This window comes from Dyadobacter pollutisoli, from assembly GCF_026625565.1.
Classification (GTDB): domain Bacteria; phylum Bacteroidota; class Bacteroidia; order Cytophagales; family Spirosomataceae; genus Dyadobacter; species Dyadobacter pollutisoli.
This window is the reverse complement of the sequence record NZ_CP112998.1, coordinates 5288375-5314255: the sequence shown is the minus strand read 5'-3', so window position 1 is coordinate 5314255 and position 25881 is coordinate 5288375. Positions and strand designations below refer to the sequence as shown.

General features: G+C 45.2%; 16 protein-coding genes. 7 read left to right on the top strand and 9 right to left on the bottom strand.

The window, feature by feature from the left end; all coding sequences use genetic code 11:
• Window positions 1–3: 3 nt before the first annotated feature.
• The 4 genes from tamL to ON006_RS21605 form a co-directional block, all read right to left on the bottom strand.
• Window positions 4–2448: a translocation and assembly module lipoprotein TamL gene (gene tamL, locus ON006_RS21620; RefSeq protein WP_244824438.1), complete on the bottom strand. Its 2445-nt coding sequence runs from the start codon at window positions 2446–2448 to the stop codon at window positions 4–6.
• Entirely contained in the window at window positions 2438–7378 is a 4941-nt protein-coding gene (locus tag ON006_RS21615) for a translocation/assembly module TamB domain-containing protein (RefSeq protein WP_244824437.1), read from the bottom strand. The genes tamL and ON006_RS21615 overlap by 11 nt, the downstream gene beginning before the upstream one ends.
• 135 nt (window positions 7379–7513) lie before the next feature.
• Window positions 7514–8227: a hypothetical protein gene (locus ON006_RS21610; protein ID WP_244824436.1), complete on the bottom strand. Its 714-nt coding sequence runs from the start codon at window positions 8225–8227 to the stop codon at window positions 7514–7516.
• Window positions 8228–8503: 276 nt separating this feature from the next.
• A complete protein-coding gene (locus ON006_RS21605) occupies window positions 8504–10930 on the bottom strand; it encodes a TonB-dependent receptor (RefSeq protein ID WP_244824435.1) in 2427 nt (808 codons plus the stop codon).
• A 248-nt stretch (window positions 10931–11178) separates the two neighbouring features.
• On the opposite strand from ON006_RS21605, the gene ON006_RS21600 reads away from it, so the two are divergent.
• The 5 genes from ON006_RS21600 (at window position 11179) to lolA1 (ending at window position 18048) form a co-directional block, all read left to right on the top strand.
• Complete coding sequence (locus ON006_RS21600) at window positions 11179–12807, top strand: beta-N-acetylhexosaminidase (RefSeq protein ID WP_244824434.1); 1629 nt, start codon at window positions 11179–11181, stop codon at window positions 12805–12807.
• Between the two features lie 280 nt (window positions 12808–13087).
• The gene (locus ON006_RS21595) at window positions 13088–13579 is read left to right on the top strand and encodes a hypothetical protein (RefSeq protein ID WP_244824433.1); all 492 of its coding nucleotides are present in this window, start codon (window positions 13088–13090) and stop codon (window positions 13577–13579) included.
• 97 nt (window positions 13580–13676) lie between these two features.
• Window positions 13677–14708, top strand: coding sequence for a quinone-dependent dihydroorotate dehydrogenase (locus ON006_RS21590; protein ID WP_244824432.1), 1032 nt, complete (start codon window positions 13677–13679; stop codon window positions 14706–14708).
• Window positions 14709–14756: 48 nt separating this feature from the next.
• Window positions 14757–17258, top strand: coding sequence for an FtsK/SpoIIIE family DNA translocase (locus ON006_RS21585; protein WP_244824431.1), 2502 nt, complete (start codon window positions 14757–14759; stop codon window positions 17256–17258).
• 139 nt (window positions 17259–17397) lie between these two features.
• Window positions 17398–18048 (top strand): outer membrane lipoprotein periplasmic chaperone LolA1, encoded by a 651-nt coding sequence (gene lolA1 / locus ON006_RS21580; RefSeq protein WP_267609900.1) that lies wholly within the window; start codon window positions 17398–17400, stop codon window positions 18046–18048.
• A 95-nt stretch (window positions 18049–18143) separates the two neighbouring features.
• Here lolA1 and ON006_RS21575 read toward each other — a convergent pair whose 3' ends face one another.
• The 5 genes from ON006_RS21575 to ON006_RS21555 all read right to left on the bottom strand — a co-directional run bounded on the left by ON006_RS21575 (window position 18144) and on the right by ON006_RS21555 (window position 23554).
• On the bottom strand, window positions 18144–18614 hold the full coding sequence (locus ON006_RS21575) for a ferritin-like domain-containing protein (RefSeq protein ID WP_244824430.1): 471 nt from the start codon (window positions 18612–18614) through the stop codon (window positions 18144–18146).
• A 162-nt stretch (window positions 18615–18776) separates the two neighbouring features.
• Complete coding sequence (locus ON006_RS21570) at window positions 18777–19877, bottom strand: DNA topoisomerase IB (RefSeq protein ID WP_244824429.1); 1101 nt, start codon at window positions 19875–19877, stop codon at window positions 18777–18779.
• 150 nt (window positions 19878–20027) lie between these two features.
• Complete coding sequence (locus ON006_RS21565) at window positions 20028–22313, bottom strand: ATP-binding protein (RefSeq protein WP_244824428.1); 2286 nt, start codon at window positions 22311–22313, stop codon at window positions 20028–20030.
• Between the two features lie 15 nt (window positions 22314–22328).
• Window positions 22329–22934 (bottom strand): biliverdin-producing heme oxygenase, encoded by a 606-nt coding sequence (locus ON006_RS21560; protein WP_244824427.1) that lies wholly within the window; start codon window positions 22932–22934, stop codon window positions 22329–22331.
• Window positions 22935–22960: 26 nt separating this feature from the next.
• Window positions 22961–23554: a response regulator gene (locus ON006_RS21555; protein WP_267609899.1), complete on the bottom strand. Its 594-nt coding sequence runs from the start codon at window positions 23552–23554 to the stop codon at window positions 22961–22963.
• On the opposite strand from ON006_RS21555, the gene ON006_RS21550 reads away from it, so the two are divergent.
• Both ON006_RS21550 and ON006_RS21545 read left to right on the top strand, forming a co-directional pair.
• Window positions 23553–24116, top strand: coding sequence for a DUF4142 domain-containing protein (locus ON006_RS21550; protein WP_244824425.1), 564 nt, complete (start codon window positions 23553–23555; stop codon window positions 24114–24116). The two genes, ON006_RS21555 and ON006_RS21550, sit on opposite strands and share 2 nt — an antisense overlap.
• Before the next feature lie 251 nt (window positions 24117–24367).
• Window positions 24368–25870, top strand: coding sequence for a sulfatase family protein (locus ON006_RS21545; RefSeq protein ID WP_244824424.1), 1503 nt, complete (start codon window positions 24368–24370; stop codon window positions 25868–25870).
• The last annotated feature ends 11 nt before the right edge of the window (window positions 25871–25881 follow it).

Sequence of the window (25881 nt, the reverse complement as noted above, 5' to 3'; positions counted from 1 at the left end):
GCGCTAAAACGGCAGCCCGACCGCAATGTTCAGGATCAGGTTCTCCTTTCTCCAAGCTTTGCTGCCGAAGTTAATTTCATTAAACACCCACGGATTTTTGTATGTAACCTCGCCTTCGGGAGTTTCTGTGTCCACAACCTGAGTATACCATGGTTTTCTGAAAGGTGTAGCCAGGTCTAAGCGGAAAATAAGGTACGAAAAGTCAAGCCGCAGACCGATTCCACCGCCAACTGCAATCTGTTTTAGGAATTTGCTGCTTATTAAAGCATTCTTGTCAAAATAGCCAGCTCTGGCGCCGTCTCCAAAAGACCAGATATTTCCTGCGTCCATAAATACGGCCCCATTAATGATGTTTGTGAATTTAAGGCGGAGCTCAGTGTTAAACTCCATTCGTATATCGGCAAAATTCTGGTAACCGAGGAGGCGAATTGACGCCGTATCTGGCGCAAGGGCACCTGGGCCGAGTGCTCGCGCCCGGAAGGCTCTAATTCCGGTACTACCTCCACCAAAATATTGCTTGAACTGAGGTGTTGTCATGTTCTTAGAATTCCCGTATGGTTTTACTGCCCCCAACATCAATCGGCTCGCCCATTTGATACCAGGTGTTATCGTTCGGTAATACCTAACGTCACCATCCAATTTGACATACTGGAATACTGGAACGTGCAAAAACTCTTTTGCATATATTCCCAAAGTGTCATCAGAAGCTCTTTTTGCAAAAAGACTTAGCAAATTGCCACCATAGTCTATGCCACCCGTCAAGGCGTATTGATTTCTGCTGAAAGGTTTCGGAATAGGGCGATATGATATCGAGTAATTGGAACCTGCTATGAAGTATTTTTGATCGACAAGTTTATAAAGCCTGTCAATATCTATCGGATTGGTATTAGGATCTGTAACGATTTCGGCCAATAGTTCAGTATTGACATTTCTCGACTGTACCAGGTTAATAGAGAATGGAGTGAGCGTATGCTCAACTTCCGAATTCTTCCTCCAAACATAAGACCAGTCGCCACGGATTGAGGTTATGGTGTACAGGTTTTTTTGAATCCGGTTTTCATAGTTCAATGACAAAATGGTCTTGGGCAGCGCCTGACTTTTTTCAGGTCGTATTCTCACGAATGGAATGATGAATCTTGGAAAGGCAAGATCTGCGCTGGCACCATACCGATAGTATTCATTTCCAACCTTGTTGGGATTGGCCGCTTTATTGCCTCCTAGTTGAACGTCAAATCCAAAGTAGCCTCTTACCGACAACATCTCCGCACCTCTGAAAAAATTTCTGTTCCGCCAGGTAACATCCAACTGTGATCCACCAAGGTTGTTCGATTTCGTGCTGGCACTTATGGTGGTCTGTAGCGACTTCTTCTTCATCGGTGCCAGGTCGTAATGCACGTCCAGCATTGCTGAGTCTGAGCGTGGGACCAGATCAAAGCGGTTTTTTACAAAACGGAAATTTTGAAGATTGACCAACCGCTGCAACGATACATCGTGCATCGTGTTCGTATACATATTACCTCGCCGGAAACCGATCGCATCATAAAAAATCCGACGTTTATAAAGGTTACCCGGGTCTTTAATGGTTAATCCCCGCCGTAACCGGCCCTGGTTCACGACTGTGTCGGCAGATTTGTTTTCCTCCGTGCCAGTATTCACGTAAATACGGTTGATGAAATACTGTTTCAACGAAGTTTGCGCGGTTTCTTTTTTTACTTCGAGAAACAGATTTACCTGCTGAGGGCCTAGTGTGGAATCGGCCTTACCAATGGTCGAATCTACTTTGACGATCAGGTAATCGGGATTGAAATAATAATAGCCTTTCCCTTTCAGCTCACTGTCGATCCGCGTCCGTTCTGCCGTTATGACGTCGAGCCGGATCGGATCTCCTTTTTTTAAATACGTGTCTTTTTTTGAAAAAACGAGGTCTCTGTTGAAAAGAGAGCTATCCGGTACCACGTAGCTAATCTCATTGATCACATACCGTGGCATCACATAAGCCTCATATTCCGCAACCGCGGTCCTGCGTTTTTTCTTTTTGCTGGGCACCAGTTTTCCCCTGGCCGATGACCGGTAGTAGCCTTCATTATCGAGAAAAGACACCATATTTTTGGCATTGATATCGACAATACGCTGTGTCGCATACTTTGGAGGTTCACCCAGTTTTTTCCGGAACCAACTCCTTAGCCCGCCTTCATCTTTGGGTTCGCCAATCCAATAGTAGAACCATACTTTCCATGCAAACCCGAAGATCGTCTTATTAGGCGGCGGCTTAATGATCCCTTCCAGCTGATCGGCAACCCCCGAAACATTGGGTTTCGATATGCTGTCAGCAGTTACTTTGACATTGTTACCAATATATAGACTCTGGCCCTCCGGCACATACTTATTGACCGAGCAACTGCTCAGCAATATGCCTATGACCATGATGCCGAATACACTATTTTTCATTTCGTTGCTTTTGAAAAATTTCACGAAGCAGATCGTAATCCGCGGTTATTATAAAGCTCACCCCGGTTTCAATTATAAAACCTTCAAGAATGGACTGATATTGGTTTTTACGGTATCCCCGGAACATATATCTGCCATCCCTGGTAATCGAATAATCGAGCGCAATATTGTCAAACACTTCATTGGAGTTTGCAGACTTGTTCTGACTTTCCAGTTCAAAGTTTTTACCGACCGAAATTTTGAGACGGTCATTTAAAAATGCTTTACTCAAGCCTAGATTAAGGTCAGTACGGGCACCGGTTGTCTGGTCGGCCGTTGAGTTGAGGCCAATGTTCAGGTCAACGCCTTTGATCAGGTCAGACGCAAGGTTGTTCAACTGGTCGCTTAATAACTGGCTCACACTCTGCCTGGCAACCGCTTCCGCGCTGGATCCGACATTGAAACCGGCCGTCGACTGATCGGTGATGAATTTATTGGTGATCAATAACGCGAAGGCCTGTTTGTTCGTTTCGGACGGGTTCCCGATCATATCTGACCAGAAAATCTGGCTTGTGATGTCCTTTTTGATCTGCTCGTCAATATTTTTTCCGGGAACAATATTGAATGTAATGTTCGGGGTGGTGAGGTTCCCTGTGATGATGATCTGTACGTCAATGGGTATCTTGCTCGCTCCCTGAAATTTAGTGGCAATGGATCCTGGGTCCACCATGACCCGGTAGGAGGCAGTAATATTCAGATCGGCTTTCATAGGGTCGCCTGTCCAGAGCAATGTACTTTCTTTCTGAATTTCAAACTGTCTTTTCAGGATCTGTAAAGTCAAATCGTAAGAGCCTTCGGTAAGATCATATGAGCCCAGCAAAAACAACTGACCATTCGGTGCGATACCGGTATTAAGCTGCGCATTACCTTTCAGCCTGATATTATCTCCGTTCAATTCATCGATCACGACCTTAAATTCAGATTTGTCGTCCACCGCAATTTCCAGATTAATTTGCGACGCAAAGTCTACCATAAGTTCGGTGGCGATGGAATCCGCCTGCGCTACTTGCGTCGAATCGCTCATATCTACAAACTCAATCACGCCTTTGGTAGCGTCGCCAGCTTCCGTGGCATCATTGGGCATCACTACGGTAATATTGCTACCGGGGTCAACTTTGATGTTTCCATCAATCACCGACTTGCTTCCCTGTCCTTTTACGGTCAGGTTGGCGTCTATATTAGCTTTTCCGAAAAATAGCTCATTTTGTTTCTGGGTCGAATTAAGGACATTGAAATTCTTGGCGTTAATGGTCAGATTATAGCCCACATTAGGAATGTCGGCAATGCTTACATTTCCGTCGATTTTCATTTGCTGGTTCACAGAGTCCGCAATAATGAAATTGTTGAAAACGATGTTTTGACCATTGAAATTGATCTTCTGATTAGCCAGCGAATATCTAGCCCCCAGCTGTGTAGCATTAAATGCTACTTTGTCAAAATTCACAGCACCATTTAATCTCGGGCTGTCGGTCGATCCTGTGATAGCAATGTCGCCGGTCAGATTTCCCTCAGCGTTGCGCAGCTCGCCAAAGCTGAATGCTTCGATTGTTTTGGCGCTTAGTTTTTTCAAATCCATTTTAAAGTCCATCGGACTGTCGGATTTTAAATTATAGCCACCAGCGACGCGCATATCATTCTCACCACTGGTCAGCGACATGTCCACCCGGATCAGGTTCTCAGTTTCATTCGTCGATTTCAAAGCCAGGTTTCCGACCGGTATTTTGGTTACGGCAAGGCTGTCAATAGTCAGGTCGCCAGTGTAAACCGGGGCTGTCATGTAGTTGCTCAGGAGTATCTTGCCGTTCAGGATCCCCGACGCCATGGTGGAGTCGAGGGTAACGATTTCAATCAGTGGGCCAATTGAAATATTACTCAACGCAATGTCCAGCGGGCTGTTTGGTGCAGCGGTAGTGGAATTGATTTTAATGGCCTGTCCTCCATTTTTGATCACAAAATCTTTGACATATAAACTGTCCGTAGCATATTGAATGTACCCTGCGGTGTCCGTTTCCCATTCCACGTAGTTCAGTAAAAGGTCGTCCCGGAGGTTCAGGCGGTAGTGGCTTCCTGCAACCGCCAGGTCTCCCTTCAACATGTGCCGGTCGGTATCTACGGAATCCTTAACAATGAAGTCGAATTTTACATCATTGTTGACGATTTTACTTTCCAATGATGCATTCTGCATTCGGAAACTGCCGGTATTTACAAGTCCTACATATGCATTTAAAGTCGCATTTTCTTCGACATTAGCGAAGTTCACCGACACGCGCTCGGTGCGGATGCTATCATAATCCACCATCGGAATTGTAAGCCTTGCAACGATCGAAGAATCTTTTTGGTTGTCGAGCTGCGCATGCAGCTGAATATCCTTCATCTCCTTCAACTGCGGTACGAACATTTGGAGAGCCGGATGGTTGGTCACGGTAGCATCCAATGTAAAGTTAACGGGTTTGGTAATGGTGTTATAAGTAAGGTCGGGGGCTTTAAAATGCTTTCCTACTTCGGTCAAAAGTACGTCGGCGATCTCAGTATACACAAAGTCACCCTTCATTTTGGCTTTCAAAAACGGCGATTCAATGTCCGCCTGTTTTAGACCACTCGAATCGGTGAGCGCCACATTGATACTATCGATTCCGATGGGCTTGCGATGGTGGGTAAGTACCAAATCATTAATACGGATATTGCCCAGCGGATTTTCGGGGTTTGCCGCAGGCATATCTACCTCAATATCGCCTTTTACCCGCAACGAGTCCTCATATAAATGCAGTGCGGTAAGATCCAGATTGTCAATAGAAACATCTGCTTTGACCGATGGGAATTCTTTGGACAAATCAGCCTGGGCTGTCAGGTTAACATCAATGTTCCTGTCATCCATATTGGCCGCAATGTTGGCCATACCATTATCGACGTCTCCGCGAAGTGAAAGGTTGTTGTATACATAGCCCTTAATATCTGCACTTTGAATGGTGCCGTCCAATCGTGCTTTCATGGTCTTGGGGGCGTATCCAATACCTTCAATGTCGGTTCTGAGGCTCAGCTTGCCCATTTGCTCGGGCGGCTGCTTCATCAATTTGCCCAGATCAAAGTCATTGAAAGCCAATGTACCATTGTACTGGGCTTTCAAGCTATCGGTAATGTTTTTGAGGTTACCCGAAAATGTGCCGTTACCGAATGAAGTGTTGATCGTCGTCGTCAAAGTCAGGTTTTCCATTGATCCTTTGACCTTTCCCGAGATCTTGATTTGCTCAGGAAGTTCAATGGAAGCCGGCACCGTGCTGTCGGGAAGCATTTTGAGCAAGTCCTGTCTGGTCGACGATATTTCGTTGATCGCCAGGTCCATGTTCAATTTATTTGCATCAGGCAATCCACGCAGCCTTCCATCCGCACTCAGTACGGTTCCGTCGAGCATCGTGAACCGCGCTTTGGAAATCAGCATATCGTCGACCGAACCTGCAATCTGCCCCGATCCTTTCACCATTCCACTGGGTTCCTTGTCGAAAGGAGGTGTTTTGGCCAGGTCGGGAACCAGCAACAGAATGTCTGAAAATGCAATTTGACTGTTCGTAAGCCGCAGTTTGATCTTGACTTTGCCAATGTCTTTGGTAAGGTCGTCGAGGCTGTTGTATCGCAGACTAAGTTCGTCTCTCAGTAATGTTTTCGGGGTTTTTACAAACAGGTTTCTGAGGTAAGTTTCCTTATCACCATAAGCGAAATTCGTGCGAAGTTCCTGTAAAGTAAATCCGCTCTTTTCTTTGAAAGAAGCTGATTTCAATGCGCCGGCTATTTTTTCAGGAGAAAAAACGAATTCCTGCAAGGCAACATTCAAATCTTTTACATTCAAATGTGCATAGTCCAGGCCTTTGGGTATGGCCGGGCTATTAAAGTCATCGTAACGGAGATCATTATTGACCAGCTTGATGTCTCCTACTTTTACATGCCAGCCTTGCGTTTCGTCAGCCGGGGCATTCGTTGCCGTAGTGACAGTATCTTTTAAAGCTTCTGCTTTCACCTTTTTTGCAAACTCTGCATACAGCGACATATTTTCCAGGGACACATTTTTCACTTCTACCCGCTGGCTTCCCATGAAAATTTTGTTGACGTGGCCTTGCAATCTGCCCACGGTCACGCCATTCTTTAATCCTGAAATTTCATCATCAAACTGAAATTTGAACTGGCTGATATCAATGTCGCCCAATTTCAGGTCGAGCGAATCGGTCGGGTCTGGTTGTGGGGCAGGCCCGGCTGCGGCTACTTTTAGCGCCTTGTACATTCTTACTTTCGCCTGGCTGTTCAGAATGGCCAAAGTAGTGGGGTGGTATTGGGAGAGGGTAGGGTTGAATTTGTCAAATTTCACCAATGCCGAATCAATGTTGGTCGATGCGTCGGTTCCTGTCACCGCGTCGCGATAAGACAGCTTTACATTTTTCAGGCTGATCTGGTCAAGACGCATTTCCATCGGCGCAGAAGCAGTATCCGTCTGAACCGTGTCGGTACTTGCAAAAGCATCGACGATAAACTGAAAATTGAAAACGGTATCCGGCAGTACCCGGTTGATATTCGCCGTTACACCTTCCAGTTCAACTTTATTGATGCCTACATTGCCTTTGATCAGGCTGTACATATCAAGATCTACATAAAGTCTTTTGCCCGCAAGCAATGTATCTCCGTGTGTGTCTTCCAGATAAACGCCTTCGAGCATGATCCAATCAGGAATGTCGAAGCGCACTTTCTCAATATTGACTTTTGTTTTGAGCTTTTTCCGTAGAAAAGAATTGGCCTGCGATGTCAGAAAATTCTGCCCAAAAGGTGTCTGAATGCCCCAAATCAAGACTCCTACCAGAATCAATACGGTCAAAATTACAATGGCCAATACTTTTAGTGCTTTCTTCATTCCTACGTATTAATCCTGGACTTAAACTTCGCCAGGTGATTGGAAACTGGGCTATTCGTAAAAAATCTGGATAGTCAAACTTTGGAAAATTTAACTATCCAGAAATAAATGTTTTAATCTGCCTGAATTGGATTGTTATCGTTTGAACAACTCCATACTCACCGGACCATTGATGGTAGCAGTGGATCTGATGGTTACCGGTTTTTTGTCGACGGTGTTTATTTCCACAAGTTTGGTCGGATATAATATCCCATACGCTGACTTGGCATAATCTGAAAAATCAGTTGTGGTTTCCACGCCAGCCTGCGTCTCCTTCTGGCGAACGAGCAAGCCGGTTTTTGCGTCAAAATAAAGATTATATTTCACGCCCTGTCCCTGCAATTCCACTTGATTTACCTGCACGCCGTTCAATGTTTCGGTGCCTACCGTGGTCGCGATCAATTGTCTGTTTTTGTAATCGATAAATGGCACAAGAGAGCTGTAAATCTCCATGCGCATGTTTTGCTGCTCAGCCTGACTAAGATCTTTCACATCTATTTTTTGTCCAATAGGTACTTTCAGCCAGCCCTGATTGCCTTTTACGGTATATACGAAGCTGCGTTTCATAATAGTCTTTGTTTTGGACATCGATTGGTCCGGAATGGATACCGTAATGTTGGCGTCGTAAGGTGCTGCGGACGCTGCGGTGTAGCCTCTTTTCAGGTTATAAGATTTAATGCCGTCCCAAAGCGCTTTCCCCCCGGTAGCCTGGTAGTACTTCGCGAAAATAGAGTCTGCGGGGAGTTTCTGGGCGTGCGATGCGACAGAAATCAGCAGCAGCATCGTTAAAACTTTCAATGATCTTTTCATGTCAATGTGTTTTTTATTGTGTTAAAACCTGTTTCTAATTTGTTCGAAGAAGCTGTTGTTTCTTCCTGGATTAGATCATGAAACGGGTTCGGGGTTTAATTAAGTAAAATTTATCGACTACTGCTATGGTTTGTAATTGCAAAAACCATTCCACCAAACCTCAATTACGTATATTCCCGACATTTGAATAGCATAAAAAATCGCGGAGCCCTTTAAAAAAAGAAAGGAAGGATAATCGATACCCTTCCTTTTTCTAATATAAGTTATTGACTGTGACTATGCATCGTCTCCGCTTGCCGTGATTTTTCCAAATCTGTATTGGAAAGTGAGGTTAACAAGACGGTTGGTTTGCTGCCAGAGCGAATTTTGAGAATAGGTAGCGGTGTTCAACTGGCTTTTGTAGGCCCTGGACAAAAATATGTCCTGAACATTAAACGAAATTGTTGCTTTTTTTTCCAGGAGATCCTTTCTGATACCCATATTGGCGATAAAAACACCTTCGCGGGTACCTTGTGCGATAGCGCGCGGGCCCTCGTAGTTCACATACGCGGATGCACGGAAATCCATTGGTAATTTTATAAATGCATTCAGGTTCCCCGAATAACTCCATGTGCGGTTATCAATTTGTGCTATTTGCGATACTACCTCACTGCGGAATACCCTGCCGCTTCCATTAATTTTTAATATCTCGCCGATTGTCTGAGAGAAATCGGTTTCAAATCCGTAAGATAGTTCACGGCCCACATTGTCGAAACGGGTAAGTGAAATACCGCTTTCATCAATCGTCCTGATCTGGGTAATTGCATTGTTGGAGTAATCCATAAAGAGAGAAGGCCCAAAGCCGCCGGACGCTTCATAATTGGAATAACCCATTTCGGCCTTATGTGTAAACTCAGGTTTCAGGTTAGGATTGCCGGATTTTACGTTGCGCGGATCGGAAATATCGGTATAAGGGTTGAGCCAGTCAGCTTCCGGACGCTGTACGCGGCGGCTGTAATTCAATTTTAGCTGTGAAGTTTCGCCCAGTTTTCGGGTCAATGCAAGTGAGGGTACCAATGTGAGAAAATGTACGCTGAATTCACGGTTAACGCTGATCTGGTTGATCTCCTGGTTGTAATCTGTCACACGCAAGCCGGCACGCATTCCCCATAGATCGGTTTTTTGGGAAAATGTCATAAAACCGGTGTAGGTAGCATCCCTGTACCCGAAAATGTTACTGATGTTCGGATCAAATCCATAGCTGCCTGTTTCCTTGCTCATGGTATAGAAAGCATTGGTGTTGTCATTAGAGCTTGTCCGTGACCGTAAACCTACTTCCAACGTTGATTTTGGCGTAATGGGCCAGGTATAGTCCGTATTCAGGAAGAGAGACCTGCGTTTGGCATCCCTTATATTTTGCTGATTTCTCAACAGGCTATCAATTTCGCTTTCCTGTGAAAGGTATGATTCTCCGTCGGACGAGCCGAGGGAGTAGCTGCTGGTAAAGTTGAGCTGATGATCTTTATCGGCGAATTTTTTCCGATAATCAAAGCTAAAGTTCATGTTATTGCCATTACCGCTGGTATTGTTGAGGCGACGGAAGCTTTCGGAAACGATACCCGGTGTTACGCTCGTTTCGTTGAGAATGCTGCTGTTGTTTTTGTTTTCATCCAATGAATAGTTCACCCCGACTTCTACTGAGTTCTTATCATTGAAATCGTAATTCATTCCCACGCGGCCAAATGCGTTTTTGCCTTTATTTCCGCCTGTCCCTGATTGTTGCAGGTGAGAGGTGTTCTCAGAAATAAAATTGTCGCGGCTGAGGTTTCGTTTCCAGGTCATTTGTCTGCTTTGGCCACTTAACGAAGCATTCAGGCCAAATTTTCCAGCTTTGTAATTAATGTTGCCAGATAAATTGTGATTGTTTTTGTTTCCCAATGTAAGCCGCATTCCGCCGTTGGTACCACGGATCTTCGTTTTTTTGGTAATAATATCAATAACCCCTGAAGCACCTTCACCTTCATATTTTGCCGAAGGCGTGGTCATGACATCGATTCGTTCGATCAAGTTGGCAGGAAAAGACTGCAAAATGGTAGGAAGGTCACTGCCGTATAAATTGGATGGCTTCCCGTCGATCAAAACGACCACATTACCTTTTCCACGAACCTGCGGGTTGCCGTTTTCGTCGAGCGATACTGCAGGTACCTTTTCCAGCAGGTCACTTACATTGTTACTGGTTGCAAGCATATCCTTCCCAATGTTGACCATTTTCTTATCGATGTCGTCGACGATCATGCTCTTTTCGCCCCTCACGATGACTTCATTGAGTTTTTTTGCTTCTGGCAGGATTGTGATATTTCCAAGATCAAGCAGGTTACCTTCTGCTGCTACGCTGACATTGGGTACAAACAGGGTTTGGTAACCCATATTGGTAATCCGAAGAATGTATTTTCCGGGATTAACATTAGCAATGGTAAAGACACCGTTTTCATCGGCAACTCCGCCATTGGTAAGTGCTGAATCCTTGACCATCAGCAAGGCTACGGTTGCAAAACTAACGCCAACGTTTCCAGGCGACTCGACGATTTTACCTACCAGTTTGCCACCGTCTACGTACCCGGTTTTTGTACCGTTTACAGGAAATGCAATGGCTGGAAGTGAAACGAAGAATGTGTTTGTGAGTAAAAATAGCGCAATAAGGTTTAGAAAAGAGGTTCTCTTCACGGGTATAGGTTTTAGATTTTTATTAGGAGTCAAGTCATTTATTCAGTCAAGCAGGGTACCCGGATATAACAAAACCTTGCCATGTAAAATTTGGTGTGATATCGTTACCAGGAATCTTTTCAACGCCTTATTCTTTCAAATAATTACATAAAATTATAAAAAAATTAAGAATGGTAGTATTTTAAAAGCTAACAAACTTAATTTGTGAATTCTTAAATAATTTTAATAAGTCATACCTTTTCAATTGAATGAAACATTTCCTGCTCACATTTCTTTGCCTGGGACTACTTCATGTAGTCGGCGCGCAACCCAATATCATTCCAAAACCTTCCCAGATTTTGCTGGCGAGAGGGGAATGGACAATGAAATCGAAAACGAAGATCGGCGCACCGGAAGATGCGAAATGGTCACATGTAGCGGGCATGCTGGCCTCTCAGCTGAGCAAAGCAACCGGAATGGACATTAAAACAGCAAAAGGAAAAGGTGACATTACGCTCGCTATTTCTTCGGATGCCAGCTTGGGTGAAGAAGGTTACAGGTTGCTATCCACGCCAAAAGGTGTTACCATTCAAGCTCAAACTGCGAAAGGTGCATTTTATGGTGTGCAAACTTTGCTACAAATGCTTCCGGCCGAGATATTTAGCCCTGTGGCGGTTCCGGCAGTGAAGTGGACTGTACCATTGGCGACGATTAAGGACGTTCCTCGCTACGGGTACCGTGGTTTAATGCTGGATGTCTGTCGCCATTTTATGCCCATCGAGTTTGTGAAAAAATACATTGATCTGATCGCTTTGCACAAACAAAATCAGTTTCACTGGCATTTGACGGACGATCAGGGTTGGAGGATTGAAATTAAAAAATATCCTGAACTGACAACAATCGGCTCCAAACGTCGTGAGACTATGAAAGGCCATTACTCAGATCAAAAGTATGACGGCATTCCTTACGAAGGCTTTTATACTCAGGAACAGATCAAGGAGGTTTTGAAATATGCGGAAGACCGTTTTGTTAATGTAATCCCCGAAATTGAAATGCCTGGACATGCTTTGGCTGCTCTGGCTGCGTATCCTCAATTGGGCAATAACCCGGATAAGATATATAAGGTAGGAACGAAATGGGGTGTTTATGACGATGTTTTCATGCCTCGTGAGGAAACACTGCAATTTTTGGAAAATGTACTTTCGGAAGTGATCGAGCTGTTTCCGAGTAAGTACATTCACATTGGCGGTGACGAATGTCCTAAAACACAATGGGAAGAAAGCAGGTTTGCACAAGACCTGATCAAAAAGGAAAATCTGAAAGACGAGCACGGATTGCAGAGTTATGTGATCAAGCGGATCGACAAGTTTATTACTGCCAAAGGTCGCAGGATGATCGGCTGGGACGAAATACTGGAAGGCGGACTATCGCCTAATGCCACTGTGATGAGCTGGCGCGGGATAGAAGGCGGGATTACCGCTGCGAAGGAAAATCATGACGTAATCATGACTCCCGGTAATTTTGTGTATCTGGACCATTATCAGGCGGATGCCAAAACCCAACCGGTCGCTATCGGTGGATTTACTGATCTGGCGGAGTCATATTCTTACGATCCTACTCCCAAAGAATTGTCAACGGAAGAAGCAAAGCATATTCTGGGTGTGCAGGGAAATGTATGGACAGAGTACATGAAAACACCGGCTTACGTGGAGTATATGGTCTGGCCGCGTGCCGTTGCGTTGTCGGAAGTAGGCTGGACGTCGAAAGAATCCAAGAATTTTGAAGATTTCAGCAAGCGTCTCGAAACGCATAAGAAGCGCCTCGACTACCTGGGAGTCAATTATTTTGGCGCTCCGATCAATGACAAATTCGAATACGTGTGGCCTGCGAAGAAGTAAGGTAGCGTTTGAGTTGTAACGAGAAGGTATCCTGCGCGGCGGGATACCTTTTTTGTTATATTTGTTTGTAATTCTTTATAATAGCTATGAACAAGGGAAGAGTCATAACAATTTTTAAGGATCTAAATGATCCTTATATCCAGTCCATGATAGATGGCGCAAAGGAAAGTCCTGAGGAAAGAAGTATTAAATTTTTCCAACAATGGAGAGAGATGGACTATTTTTTTGGCAACATCCAGCCAACTGACGGAGAGCGCAAAATTACAATCCGTAAGGCAGAATGGATTTAGAGAATAGTGATTTCCTGAATTTCACGAGGTGTGCACAGCAGTATAATCTGGAATACATGGTTGTGGGAGGTTTTGCTTTGTATCTGAATGGATTGAATAGAGCTACAAATGACATAGATATCTGGATCAACCCAACACAGGCAAACGGGATGCGGTTGGTCGAAGTGTTTCGCTGCATGGATTTGGATGAAAGCGAGCTAGCCAAAATAGGGCAATTGGATTTTACACAACCTCAGATATTTGGTTTTGCAGGACAAATTGATATCCTAACCAGAATTCATAGACGTTTTGAGTTTCAGGAAGTTTTTCAAAGATCCAGAACATTTGAAAATACGGAAGGTAGTCTCATTCATTTTTTACATTTGAACGACCTTCGCGAAATTAAAATCCTGGCGCGGCGCCCACAGGATGTCAGGGACGTTATCATGATTGACGATTTTCTCAAGGTGCAGGAAAATCGTGACGATGCGGACAAAGCCTGACATTACCGGCCCGCATGATTTCTCCCCCTCCTCCCCACAAAAAATAAAAATCTCCCTCTCCGCCTGCCCTTCCTCTTAAACATTATATTTTTGCAGGATGTATAAAATTCTCATTTCCCCTATACTTTTCCTGTTTGATGCTGAGCGAATTCATTACTTCGTTTGCGAAGTGCTGCATATTGCATTCAAAATCCCTTTTGTGCCTGACATTCTGAGGTCCATGTACACCTTTGAGCATCCTGACCTGGTTCAGGAAGTGGCCGGGCTGCGTTTTCGCAACCCTGTGGGACTGGCGGCTGGGTTTGATAAGAATGCGGAAATGGTGGATCAGCTGGAAGCACTGGGGTTTGGTTTCATTGAAATAGGTACCGTGACGCCGCGCCCGCAGCCGGGAAATGATAAACCCAGATTGTTCCGATTGAAGCAGGATCAGGCATTGATCAACCGTATGGGGTTCAATAATAAGGGCGCTACTGTGGCGGCAGCGAAGTTGAAACAACGCAAATCCAAAATTCTGGTAGGCGGAAATATCGGTAAGAATAAAGACACACCAAACGACCAGGCGCTGAGCGATTACCTGATCTGTTTCCGGGAATTGTTCGATGTGGTAGATTATTTCGTGGTCAATGTAAGTTCTCCCAATACGCCCGGACTGCGTGATTTGCAGGAGAAAGAGCCGCTCACCGCATTGCTTCGTGAATTGCAAACCAAGAACAAAGAAAAGTTTAATCCAAAACCTATATTTTTAAAGATAGCACCCGATCTGACATTCAGCCAGCTGGACGATATTATTGACATTGTAAAACAAACCGGGATCGCCGGCGTTATCGCAACAAACACGACCATAAGCCGCGAGAAACTCCGTACCAGCAAACAGGAAGTTGAAAAAATAGGAGCGGGCGGGTTGAGTGGCGCGCCACTTGCACATCGGTCGACTGAAGTAATTCGTTACCTTTGCGACCGGTCGAACCACGCATTTCCGGTGATAGGCGTAGGTGGAATAGTTTCGCCTTCGGAAGCAATGGAGAAGCGAAAAGCCGGGGCCGGGCTGATACAATTGTACACCGGTTTTATTTATGAAGGACCTGGCCTGGTGAAAAAGATCTGCAAAGCAATGGTTAACCAATAAGAGTACCAGAAGCAAAATACCACTTCACGCATCCCAGAATTGAAATAAATGTCAGTAAATAAGCCAAGAGAAAACACACAACGCCAGAAAGCAGACGAAGCAAGCGGTTCCCGTTTTCGTGTCTCTCTGGACTGGGAACATATATTTACAAGTCCGAAAAATACTTTGGCATGGGGTACATTCTTCATCGTGATGGGTGTCATCCTGGAAATATCTTTCCTGTCTTACATTATCACCGGGCTGTCCGATCAAAGTGTGGTCGATGGGCTTGGCCAGCAATCCATCCGGGATGCAGGCCGCCAGACGCGTAACTTTTTCGGGGTACTGGGCGCGGTTGTTTCCCATTTTTTTGTGTACCGCTGGTTTGGGGTAGGCGCATTGCTTGTGCCGCTGGTTCCGTTCGTTGCAGGCTGGAAAATTGCTTTCGGGAAGGAGATTCTGCCTTTGACCCGTACTACTAAGGAGATTATCTTTTTTACACTTTGGGTAAGCGTTTTAATGGGGTATGTGGTGCTGATGAGCAACACTGAAAACACATTAAGCTTCGTTTCCGGCGGGATAGGTTACATTGTCAACATTGCATTGTTCGACTGGCTGAAATGGGGTAGCATTATCCCCATTATTTTCGCATTGTTTGTGTTCGCGGTATTCTTTTATGATGCCAAATCCGCATACGAAGCGTGGCAGCTGAAACACGCAAGACCTGAACCGGAAGCAGAACCGGTTGTAGGAGAAGAGGAAAAAGTGAAGGCTCCCGAAAGCACGTATGTATCCGTGGTGGATGATACTTATGACGACGAATTCGCTGCGGTAGAAGAGCCTGTCACAGAGAAAGAGGTCGTTTTAGAAAAAAATGTAACTCCCGTATCAGTTCCACTCATCACTGTACCACCGGTAATACCTGTTATTCCAGTAACACCTCCAGCGCCCGCCGACCTGAAGCTTGAACTGGAAGTGGAGGATACGGCGCATGTTACCGAGGAAGTTATTGAAGAGGACGAAGACATCAATGCTTCTGTATTAAGGGAATTTGGGCAATATGATCCAATGCTGGATCTTCCTTCGTATCAATTTCCCAACATTGGATTGTTGAATGAAGTGTTTGAAAATCAGCATGAAAAAGTAAGCCAGGAAGAGCTCGAAAGCAATAAGACGAAGATCGTTGACACGCTGGGAAGCTACGGGATCAACATTTCCAAGATCAAAGCCACCATCGGGCCGACGGTAACATTATATGAGATCATTCCGGAAGCGGGAGTAAGGATTTCAAAAATCAAAAACCTGGAAGGTGACATTGCTCTGAGCCTTGCCGCGCTTGGGATACGGATCATCGCGCCTATGCCGGGCCGCGGTACGATTGGTATAGAGGTTCCCAACAAGAACCGGGAGACGGTATTTATCCGCTCGGTACTGGCGAGTGAAAAGTTTCAGAAAGCGAATTATGACCTGCCGATTGTGCTCGGGAAGACCATTTCCAATGACATTCACATTGTCGATCTGGCCAAAATGCCCCACTTGCTCATGGCCGGTGCTACCGGGCAGGGAAAGTCAGTCGGGTTGAATGTGATCCTTGCTTCGCTGATCTATAAAAAGCATCCCGCCGAGTTGAAATTCGTACTCGTCGATCCGAAGAAGGTGGAATTGACACTTTTCAACAAACTGGAAAGGCATTTCCTTGCCAAGCTTCCTAATGCAGAGGAAGCGATCATTACGGACACTAAAAAGGTAATTTTTACATTGAATTCGTTGTGTATCGAAATGGATTCGCGGTATGACCTGCTCAAAGAAGCGGCGGTGAGGAACCTGAAAGAATATAACGCCAAATTTGCCCAGAGGAGGCTGAATCCTGAAAAAGGGCACCGCTTTTTACCTTATATAGTCCTGGTAATTGATGAGTTGGCGGATTTGATGATGACAGCCGGCAAAGAGGTGGAAACACCTATTGCCCGACTTGCCCAGCTGGCCCGCGCTGTCGGTATTCACCTGGTCGTAGCTACCCAACGTCCTTCTGTAAAGGTCATTACCGGTTTGATCAAGGCCAACTTCCCGGCACGTTTGTCATTCCGTGTAACGTCCAGCATCGATTCGCGCACGATCCTCGATATGGGCGGGGCCGAGCAGCTGGTGGGGCAGGGAGATATGCTTTTGGCGATCAATTCGGAGGTGATACGCCTGCAATGTCCGTTTATTGACACAAGAGAAATAGAGGATGTCTGCGAATTTATCGGTGCCCAGCGTGGCTACGATGATGCCTATGCGCTTCCTGAATACGAAGGCGAGGATGCCGCAGAGGGGAAAAGTGACCTCAATCCGGAAGATTTTGACGGCTTGCTGCCCGATGCTGCCCGACTGATCGTGACGCACCAGCAAGGCAGTACTTCGCTGATCCAACGTAAAATGAAGCTCGGTTACAACCGTGCAGGCCGGATTATGGATCAGCTGGAAATCCTGGGTGTAGTAGGGCCGTTTACAGGAAGCAAGGCCCGTGATGTCATGTTCCACGATCTCAGCGGACTGGAAGAACACCTTCGCGTAATGGGCGTAATTTAACCATTCAGTTTACATTGACCCCTTTTACCGTTTCTTTGAAGTTCATTTTTAAACCTTCATAGTACATGTTGGTCTAAATTTTGTTATATCATAAATAAGCCCCTGTTTTTAAGTAAGTCACAGTATCAAAACGTTAAATATGAAAAATTTGAAAATTAGTAATCGTTGGTTTTTTGCAATAGCAATGTCACTTTTTACGGTCGTGAGCGTCAGTGCGCAGGGAGATAAAAAGTCGTCGGCTATACTGGAAGCAATGAGCGATAAATATCAGAAGATCAAATCCTTCAAAGCAATATTTACCTACCTCCCGGGAGGTGGGAAGCCGCTTAAAGGAGAGGCTACTGTGAAAGGAACGAAGTTCAGGCTGAAAATGGCCGGACAGGAGATTTTTAATGACGGAAAGCTGATGGCAACCTACATTAAAGAGACCAACGAAGTAAATCTTCAGGACTTTGACCCAGCTGCAACCGGAGACCTGGATCCTACCAAGATCTATTCTGCCTATAAAAAAGGATTCAAATATGTCTTTTTGAAAGAAAGAAAAGAGGGTAATAAATCACTGGAAGTAGTCGAACTGACTCCAACCAAAAAGGACAGTCAGATAAGCAAAGTGCAGATTGAAGTGAACAAAGCTGATAAATCGATCAATAGCTGGAAGATTTTCCAGAAAAACGGCCAGGAAGTGACCTATAAAGTAGATCAGTTCCAGCCGGATGTGAATGTAGCGGACAGTTATTTCGCATTCAATTCAAAACAATATCCTGGTGTGGAAGTAGTAGACCTGAGATAAGAATTCAATATTTCTTCCATCAAAAAAGAGGTGAAACCGATTAGGTCTCACCTCTTTTTCATGATAGCATGTGTCTGATAGTGTGCGTCGTGTAATCAATTATTAACCGCCTGATGCACGTCACGGTATTTCTTAATCAAATTGTGTGATTCGAGCAGCTCTGCTTTCTGGTTGGTGATCATCTGGCGAATGTCAACCGGCAGGTCTGCGTCAGTAGCGAGCGCATCGTCATAAGCTTCCTGCGCAGCGTCCTCGCCATATTCACAGCTTTCGAGTGCGGAAGTTCGGTCGTGGCCGGTGAATGTCGCTTTAATGTCCATCCACACTCTGTATATTTTGCCTGAGCCGGTCGTGCCGGTTGCTACTTCGCCACCCAGATTTCTGACCTCAGCACTTAGTTCGTTTATATTTTCACGGCTTTCATTGGCCATTTTTTGAAATATGCCTTTCAGATCAAGATCGATATCTTCTACTTCGTTGATCGCTTTTTCATATCCATCGATACGGTCATTATTGATTCTGATCAGGTCATTCAAGACCTCCACTAGATTTTCATTGGTTTCCATAATACTGTAACTTTTAAGTTTGTGATAAGTTTTATATCCCTTTTGCGATCTGCTTTAAAATCCTGCGCCATGACAGAAGGGTACTTCTCAGCTCAGATGTAAATACTTAAAAACCAACGTATATGTAGTGGTTTTTGCACGATGTCGCACAGAGTCGGCACTTTATCCCTGATGCGCCAACAATGATTTCACGAGTTGCTCGCTGGCCGAGAAATGTTTCAGTTCGTGAGTCGGTTTGTTCAGATATCGCTGGATCCTGCCATTTTCATAAGCCCGGAAAACCGCCGGATGCACGTAATACTTCTTGCAGACGGTGCGGGTATTTCCCAAATGCGCAGCTACCACATCCAGGCAGGAATTGACTGTCCGTGTGAGCTGGCGCTGGGTTTCATATTTTTCCTGTTCAATGAGATATTCAAAAGCAGTAACAGTTCCCATCCATGTCCGGAAATCCTTGGCAGAGAAATTGGCGCCTGTATGCTGTCTGATATAGTCGTTCACCTGGGATGCATTCAGGGAACATTTGGAGCCATTTTCGGTGGTATACTGAAAAAGCCGCTTTCCTGGCATTTCCTTGTATTGCTTCACGAGCCGGGCTAGCTGAGTGTCCCGGAGTGTAATGTCCTGTTTGATACCTTTTTTTCCCGTAAACATAAACCTGATCTTGCTGCCCTTGACTGTAGCACAGCGCGCATCAAGCGTGGTAATGCCCGACGAGCCATGCTTTACCTTGTAGCGTTGGTTTCCGACACGAATGCAGGTTTTGTCCATGAGCTTAATGACCAGGGCAATGGATTTATTCACATCGAAATTCCTTTTTCTGAGATCATGTTCCACTTGCTCCCGCAACTGGGGGAGTGCTTCCGAAAATGTCAGCAGCCGGTAATATTTGGTCTGGTTGCGGATCAGGTTCCAGTGGGGGTGATACCGGTACTGTTTACGCCCCGCTTCGTCCACCCCTGTCGCCTGCAGATGCGCGTCCGGGTCGTTGCTGATCCATACTTCTTTCCAGGCAGGCGGCAATACCAATGCTTTGATCCTGGCGATGATGGCTTTGTCTTTGCATCGGTTACCGTTTTGATCTGTATAATAAAAACGCGGAGCTTTACCTTTACGGAAAAATCCGGGTGCTTCACCGGACCGTATATAATGTAATCCTGCCGCTTCTGCTGTCAATGCGGGGTCTTTACGAAGTTTTTTGAATTGTCTTACAGAGATAACAGGTGCGTCTGTTAATGTTCCTACTGCTGCGGCTACCGACATGTGGTTTACTTTAAACTGTTTGCCGATGCTAATACCAAATTGATACCAGTCTGAAAAGCACACTACAGACCCAATAAAAATCCTCAGCAGGCTTCCGGATGGAAGACGGCTGAGGAACATTCTACTCATTTTCTAAAATCAATAGGCGATTCAGGCAGGGAAATAGAGGCTGAACACCGATCCTTTTTCAGGTTCTGAATGTGCCCGGATAAAGCCATTGTGGTTTTCCATGATCTTCTTGCATATCGCCAAACCAATGCCCGTGCCTGGATATTTGTGCGCAGGATGCAATCTTTGAAATACGTCAAAAATCCGGTTTTCATATTCCTTCTCGAACCCAATCCCATTATCTTCAAAACTGATCCTGTGATAGGATGTAAGCCGTGAGGCTTTTTCATAGCTGATATCCGCACCAGTTTCAACCGAGGCCGTAATGCGTATTTCCGGATTTGTGCCGGGTTTTGTAAATTTGATTGCGTTGCTGATCAGATTAATAAACAGCTGATGAACCTGAAAAGGAATAATTTTCAGCGTTGGTAGCCTTCCTGCTGTGACTATGGCGTTTTTTTCCTCAACGTTATCACGAAGCTCGGCGACTACGGCACCGAGGATCAGGTTCAGATCAATGGTTTCAAAAACCTTTTCCATAGTCCCGGCTTTGGAATAGGCGAGAATGTCTTCGATCAGCAGCTGCATTTTTTCAGCCGCGAACCGCATCCGTTCCACCGAATCCTTCACCTGCGCCGACAAGTCCGGATCTTCCCGATCCAGTACCTTCGAAGCAAATATCTGGATTTTCCTCAATGGCTCTTTCAGGTCGTGGGTGCTGATCCAGTTCAGGTTGGCCAGTTCCTTGTTGGCAGTTTTGAGCTCTTCGTTCAGGATGCGGTTTTTGTCCTCCTGAGTGCGGATCAAATGAAAATTAATGTGTTTTTGCAAAGCATAGGAAAAGCTTGAAGCCGCATTGATCTCAGATTTCTTCCAGGGCAAACTCTTGTTTTTTACCACTTCCATCCAAAGTTCAAACGACTTGCGCGGCGAAAGCCTCACACCTTCTTCATTGGGCAGCACCGCTTTATCAGGGTTTCCTGCCCAGTTGATGGTCTCAATTTTCTCTTGCCGTAGCCAGAGAATGCCGTCGTTAGCGCCCGAAGGCAGCGCGTGATAAATGATCCCGGCTGCACGTTTGGCAATCGGTTCCGCTGCCGGGTATATGTCGAGAAGGCGGTCGGTATGAAAGTCGTGCGTTGGGTGTTTGTTTGCAAGGAAACTCATCAAATCAGTTAATGCCTCATCCGCTGGGCATGATCCGTTCTTGGAAAGCTTTCCTTGATAATATATAGCAGCTCCGGACGCGTTGGCTAGTCTCAGCAGCTCAGGGGATTGGAAATGTGCTCCAATAAAATCCTCATTTTCATGAAGTGACGCGAGAGAAGCAACCAATGCTTTTTCTACACCCTGGGATACTTCAAATTCTTCGGCTGTTTCCCTCACAGCAATCTGCGAAGTAAGGAAATGTCCCTGCAACATGGCCGAAAGCCTGGTATAATGCGGGAGTACCTTTGGTGAGTAATGATGGCAGGCGATCAGGCCCCACAGCTTCTGATTTTGTAACAATGATATCGTCAATGTAGCCCCTACACCCATATTTTTCAGATATTCAATATGCATAGGAGACACGCTACGCAACACTGAGAGGCTCAAATCCAGCGATTTATTGGTTTTGTCGGCGTTATTATCAATGGTTAGTAAAGGCACCGGCGTGTAATTGATATCGGCGATCATACGCAGCGGGTTGCGGATGTACAGTTCCCTCGCCTGCACAGGTATATCGGTATGTGGGTATTTTTGTCCTGCAAACGAATTCAGGTCGTCCCTTTTACTTTCTGCAATGACTTCACCATTATAATCCTGGTCAAATTTGTAAATCATGACCCGGTCGTATCCGGTGATCGAACGGGTCTCCTTTGCAATCTCTCCGCATAGCTCAATCAAATGGCTGGATTTCTCCATCAGCGACACGAATGTCCGGGTTTGATTATATAGGTTGGGCAAATTGAGCGTGCCGTCGGGGAAAGGTTCGAGTTCCAAAATCAGCGTTTCGCCACTTTCATGAACCGTTGTATTGAATAAGGTACCGTTAATGGTAAACACAAATGGCTTTGCTGAGTCGATCACGTCGGCATTTGCGTACTGCCTGAAATTATTGACAATGGAGTCAGTGAAAATAGCGGCCAGAGGTTTACCCAGAAGCTGCTCAGGGGCAAGTCCCGAATAAACGGCGCAGTTTCCGCTGCAAAATTCGACCAGATAATTGTCTTTGGTAAGTCCCAGCAAAAATCCGTGGGGCTGTATACTTCCCGGGATATGAATGGGTTCGCTCTCACAGTTCGTCAGATTGACAATATCCCGGTTTACGATATCTCTAATGTTCATTAGTTAACTATTCAATTACTGCTTGCTAAGCCAGTTATCTATAATTATAAAAGTTTTGACTGCGCTGTCTGTGATCTGACTGCTGTTGTCATTTTCTACCGCAAATTGTGAGAAGGCAGATATGAAAGACTTCCACAAAATGCCGGTCTGCGTACCGTATCCCCAAAAATAAGCCGCGCCTCTCTCCGGGTCGAAACCGAGCGTTTCGTGGATGTGCTTGTACAAAATCCGTCCGCCCAATGTGGAGCCTTCGATCACATACATGATCCCAAGTGCCTCGGAAGGTGAAGAAAATTCAAACCGGCAAACAGGCAACGCATCTATCTGAACGTCGGACATTCCGGTAAACGAAAGGTCTTCAATGATCTTGTTAGATTTGTAACGATCCTGTAAATCAGGGATAATAGCACTGATGGCAGGGAAAACCTGGTCTTCGCAGGCAATGGTCACGGCATATAAAGCGGAAAGGTATGCCTGATAGTCTGATAGGGAAACCGAAGGGCTCAGTATTGCTTTGGAAAGCCTGTTCTCTTCTAATTGCTGGTGGCTGGCTGCCGTTTCCTGTCTTAAATTTTTGATAAATAAATCCTGATCGTTCTTGAAAACAGTCGTTTCACTCATAGAATGCAAATTGAAAACCAGTAAGATTAATTTGTGATCAAAAATTGTTCCACATCGGGAGATGCATCATTTTCCGGAGAGATACATTTTTTCAGAATCTCAACAAGTCCTGTAAAGCTCGTAGGTTTTTGCACATACCTGTTCGCACCGTTTTTATAGGCCGATTCCCACAGATACCGCGCCACGGAAGTAGATAGGATCACGATGGGTATATTTTCAAATCCGTTAAAATTTCGGATGTCTTCCAGGCATTCCAGCCCGTTCTTCACCGGCATGTTCATGTCGAGGAAAATCAGGTCAGGTTTCGGAACGCCTGATTTCAGGACTTTCATCAGTTCCATGCCGTTTTCAGTCACAGTCAGCTCAGCCTTGATTGGGATTTGTTCGAGCGCTTCCTGAAACAGAAAGGTATCGTCATCATCGTCCTCGGCAAGAAGGATTCGAAAAGGCTTCATTGGATTCATCGGTTCCGAGGATAGGGAGGTGTAATGTTGGTAACCACTGCAATAATAAAGAAAAACCGTCCGATCAGCAATTTCGGTTCTGGACGGAACAGCTCTGCTGGCACGCTTTTTTACAAACGGGTATCCATAATTCATCAAAAAAATGAAATTAATCATGAAAAAGATAACATTAAGTTCGCTTGTAATTGCTTCCATGCTAATGTTTTCGGCGTGCAGCAATAATAAATCCGACGACACAAAAGAAATTGCAGAGGAGCAAAATGAGCAAAAGCTCGATGATACGAACCTCGAAGATGACTCCGAATTTGCAGTTGCCGCGGCGGATGGCGGAATGATGGAAGTACAGCTCGGCGAGTTGGCCCAGACTAATGGTGCAAGCCCTGACGTGAAAAAGTTTGGAGAAACCATGGTGAAGGATCATTCCAAGGCCAATGAGGAGCTAAAAGCCCTTGCACAGCAGAAAAACATCACACTACCCATGCAATTGAGTGACGACAAACAAAAAAAATACGATGATTTTTCGAAAAAGAAAGGGGCCGAATTCGATAAGGCATACATTTCGTATATGGTAGATGACCATAAGAAGGACATCAGCGAGTTTGAGGAAGCAGCCAAAGACGCCAAAGATCCGGAGGTGAAGTCCTGGGCTGCGGGAAAAGTGCCGACATTGAAACACCATCTCGAAATGGCACAGGCGCTTAATGACGCTAAGAAGTAGGATTATTGGATTAATGTGAAGCCGGGGCCTGCGATGTGGGTTCCGGCTTTTGTTTAAGTGCCTAATGGTAAAAAGATAAGATCAATTTGTAATTTTAGGCTCTGTCAAAACCGTAACAAGTAATTCTGTTAAAAACTTGTTTAATCCTTTAGTATAAGTTTATTTTGTCTACCAGTTATATAGAGTAATTCATGTTTACAATGCTAAACCTATCCCGCCGACTGTTAAGTTGCCTTTTTATTTTTTCGCTGATGGCCTCAGAGCAGGTTTTTGCCCAGCAGTCGCAGCGGCCCAACATCATTTTTATTTTTTCAGATGATCATGCGTATCAAGGAATCGGGGCCTATGGGAACAAGATCGCAAAAACGCCAAACATCGACCGTATCGCCGGGGAAGGTGCATTGCTGACTAATAATCTGGTCACCAATTCGATATGCGGCCCCAGCCGGGCAACATTACTGACCGGTAAGTACAGCCATTTGAATGGTTACAAACGTAACGATAACACAAGGTTTAATACCAACCAGACATTGTTGTCGGAAACACTTCGCAAGAGCGGCTACCAAACGGCCTGGATCGGTAAAATGCACCTGAACAGCCTGCCCGCCGGGTTTGACTACTGGAATGTACTACCAGGGCAGGGACATTATTACAACCCGGATTTTATCGGACAACCTAACGATACGACCCACTATACAGGTTACGTTTCAGACCTGATCACCAAGTTTTCCACAGAATGGCTTGAAAAGCGGGATAATTCCAAGCCGTTTTTCCTCATAGTGGGCCACAAGGCTACCCACCGCGAGTGGTTGCCGGATTTGCAGGACCTGGGCGCTTATGACGATGTTACATTTCCTTTGCCTGCCAATTTTTATGATGATTACAAAGGCAGAACAGCGGCCAGGCAACAGGATATGACCATTGATAAAACAATGCGATTGAAACAAGACCTGAAAGTGGATGTGGATTATGAGAAAGATTTTACCTACAAACGATTGAACCCGGAGCAAAGGAAGGTTTTCAAAGCCTATTTTGATAAAGTAAATAAGGAGGTTACCGACAAAAATTTGACTGGTAATGCACTGATCGAATGGAAGTACCAGCGTTACCTGAGAGATTATTTTTCCACAGCTAACTCTCTGGACAGAAATATCGGGAAATTGCTGGATTATCTCGACAAATCAGGTTTGTCTAAAAATACGGTAGTCATTTACGCGTCAGATCAGGGCTTTTATCTGGGCGAACATGGCTGGTTCGACAAACGGTTTATTTACGAAGAATCTCTGAAAACACCATTTGTGATCCGTTATCCTGGGGTGATCAAGCCGGGTACCAAAGTGGACGACCTGATCCTGAATATTGACTGGGCGCCCACGGTACTGAACATTGCCGGAGCTAAGATTCCAGCGGATATTCAGGGGAAATCATTCCTGCCGCTATTGAAACCAGCAACCACGGCGCAAATACCATGGCGCAAAGAAGCATATTACCACTATTACGAATTCCCTGAGCCGCACCACGTGTTCCCGCATTTCGGGCTGCGCACCAGCCGTTACAAACTGGCATATTTCTACGGAGGCGCTGATTCGTGGGAATTGTATGATCTGGAAAAAGATCCGACGGAAGTTGCTAATATATATGGTCAACCCGGCACAGAAAAAATAACGGCAGACCTGAAAAGCAAGCTGAAAACTTTGATGGGCCTTTACAAAGATGACGAAGCATTGAAAATTCTGGCGACTGCTAAGAACTAGTAACCGACATT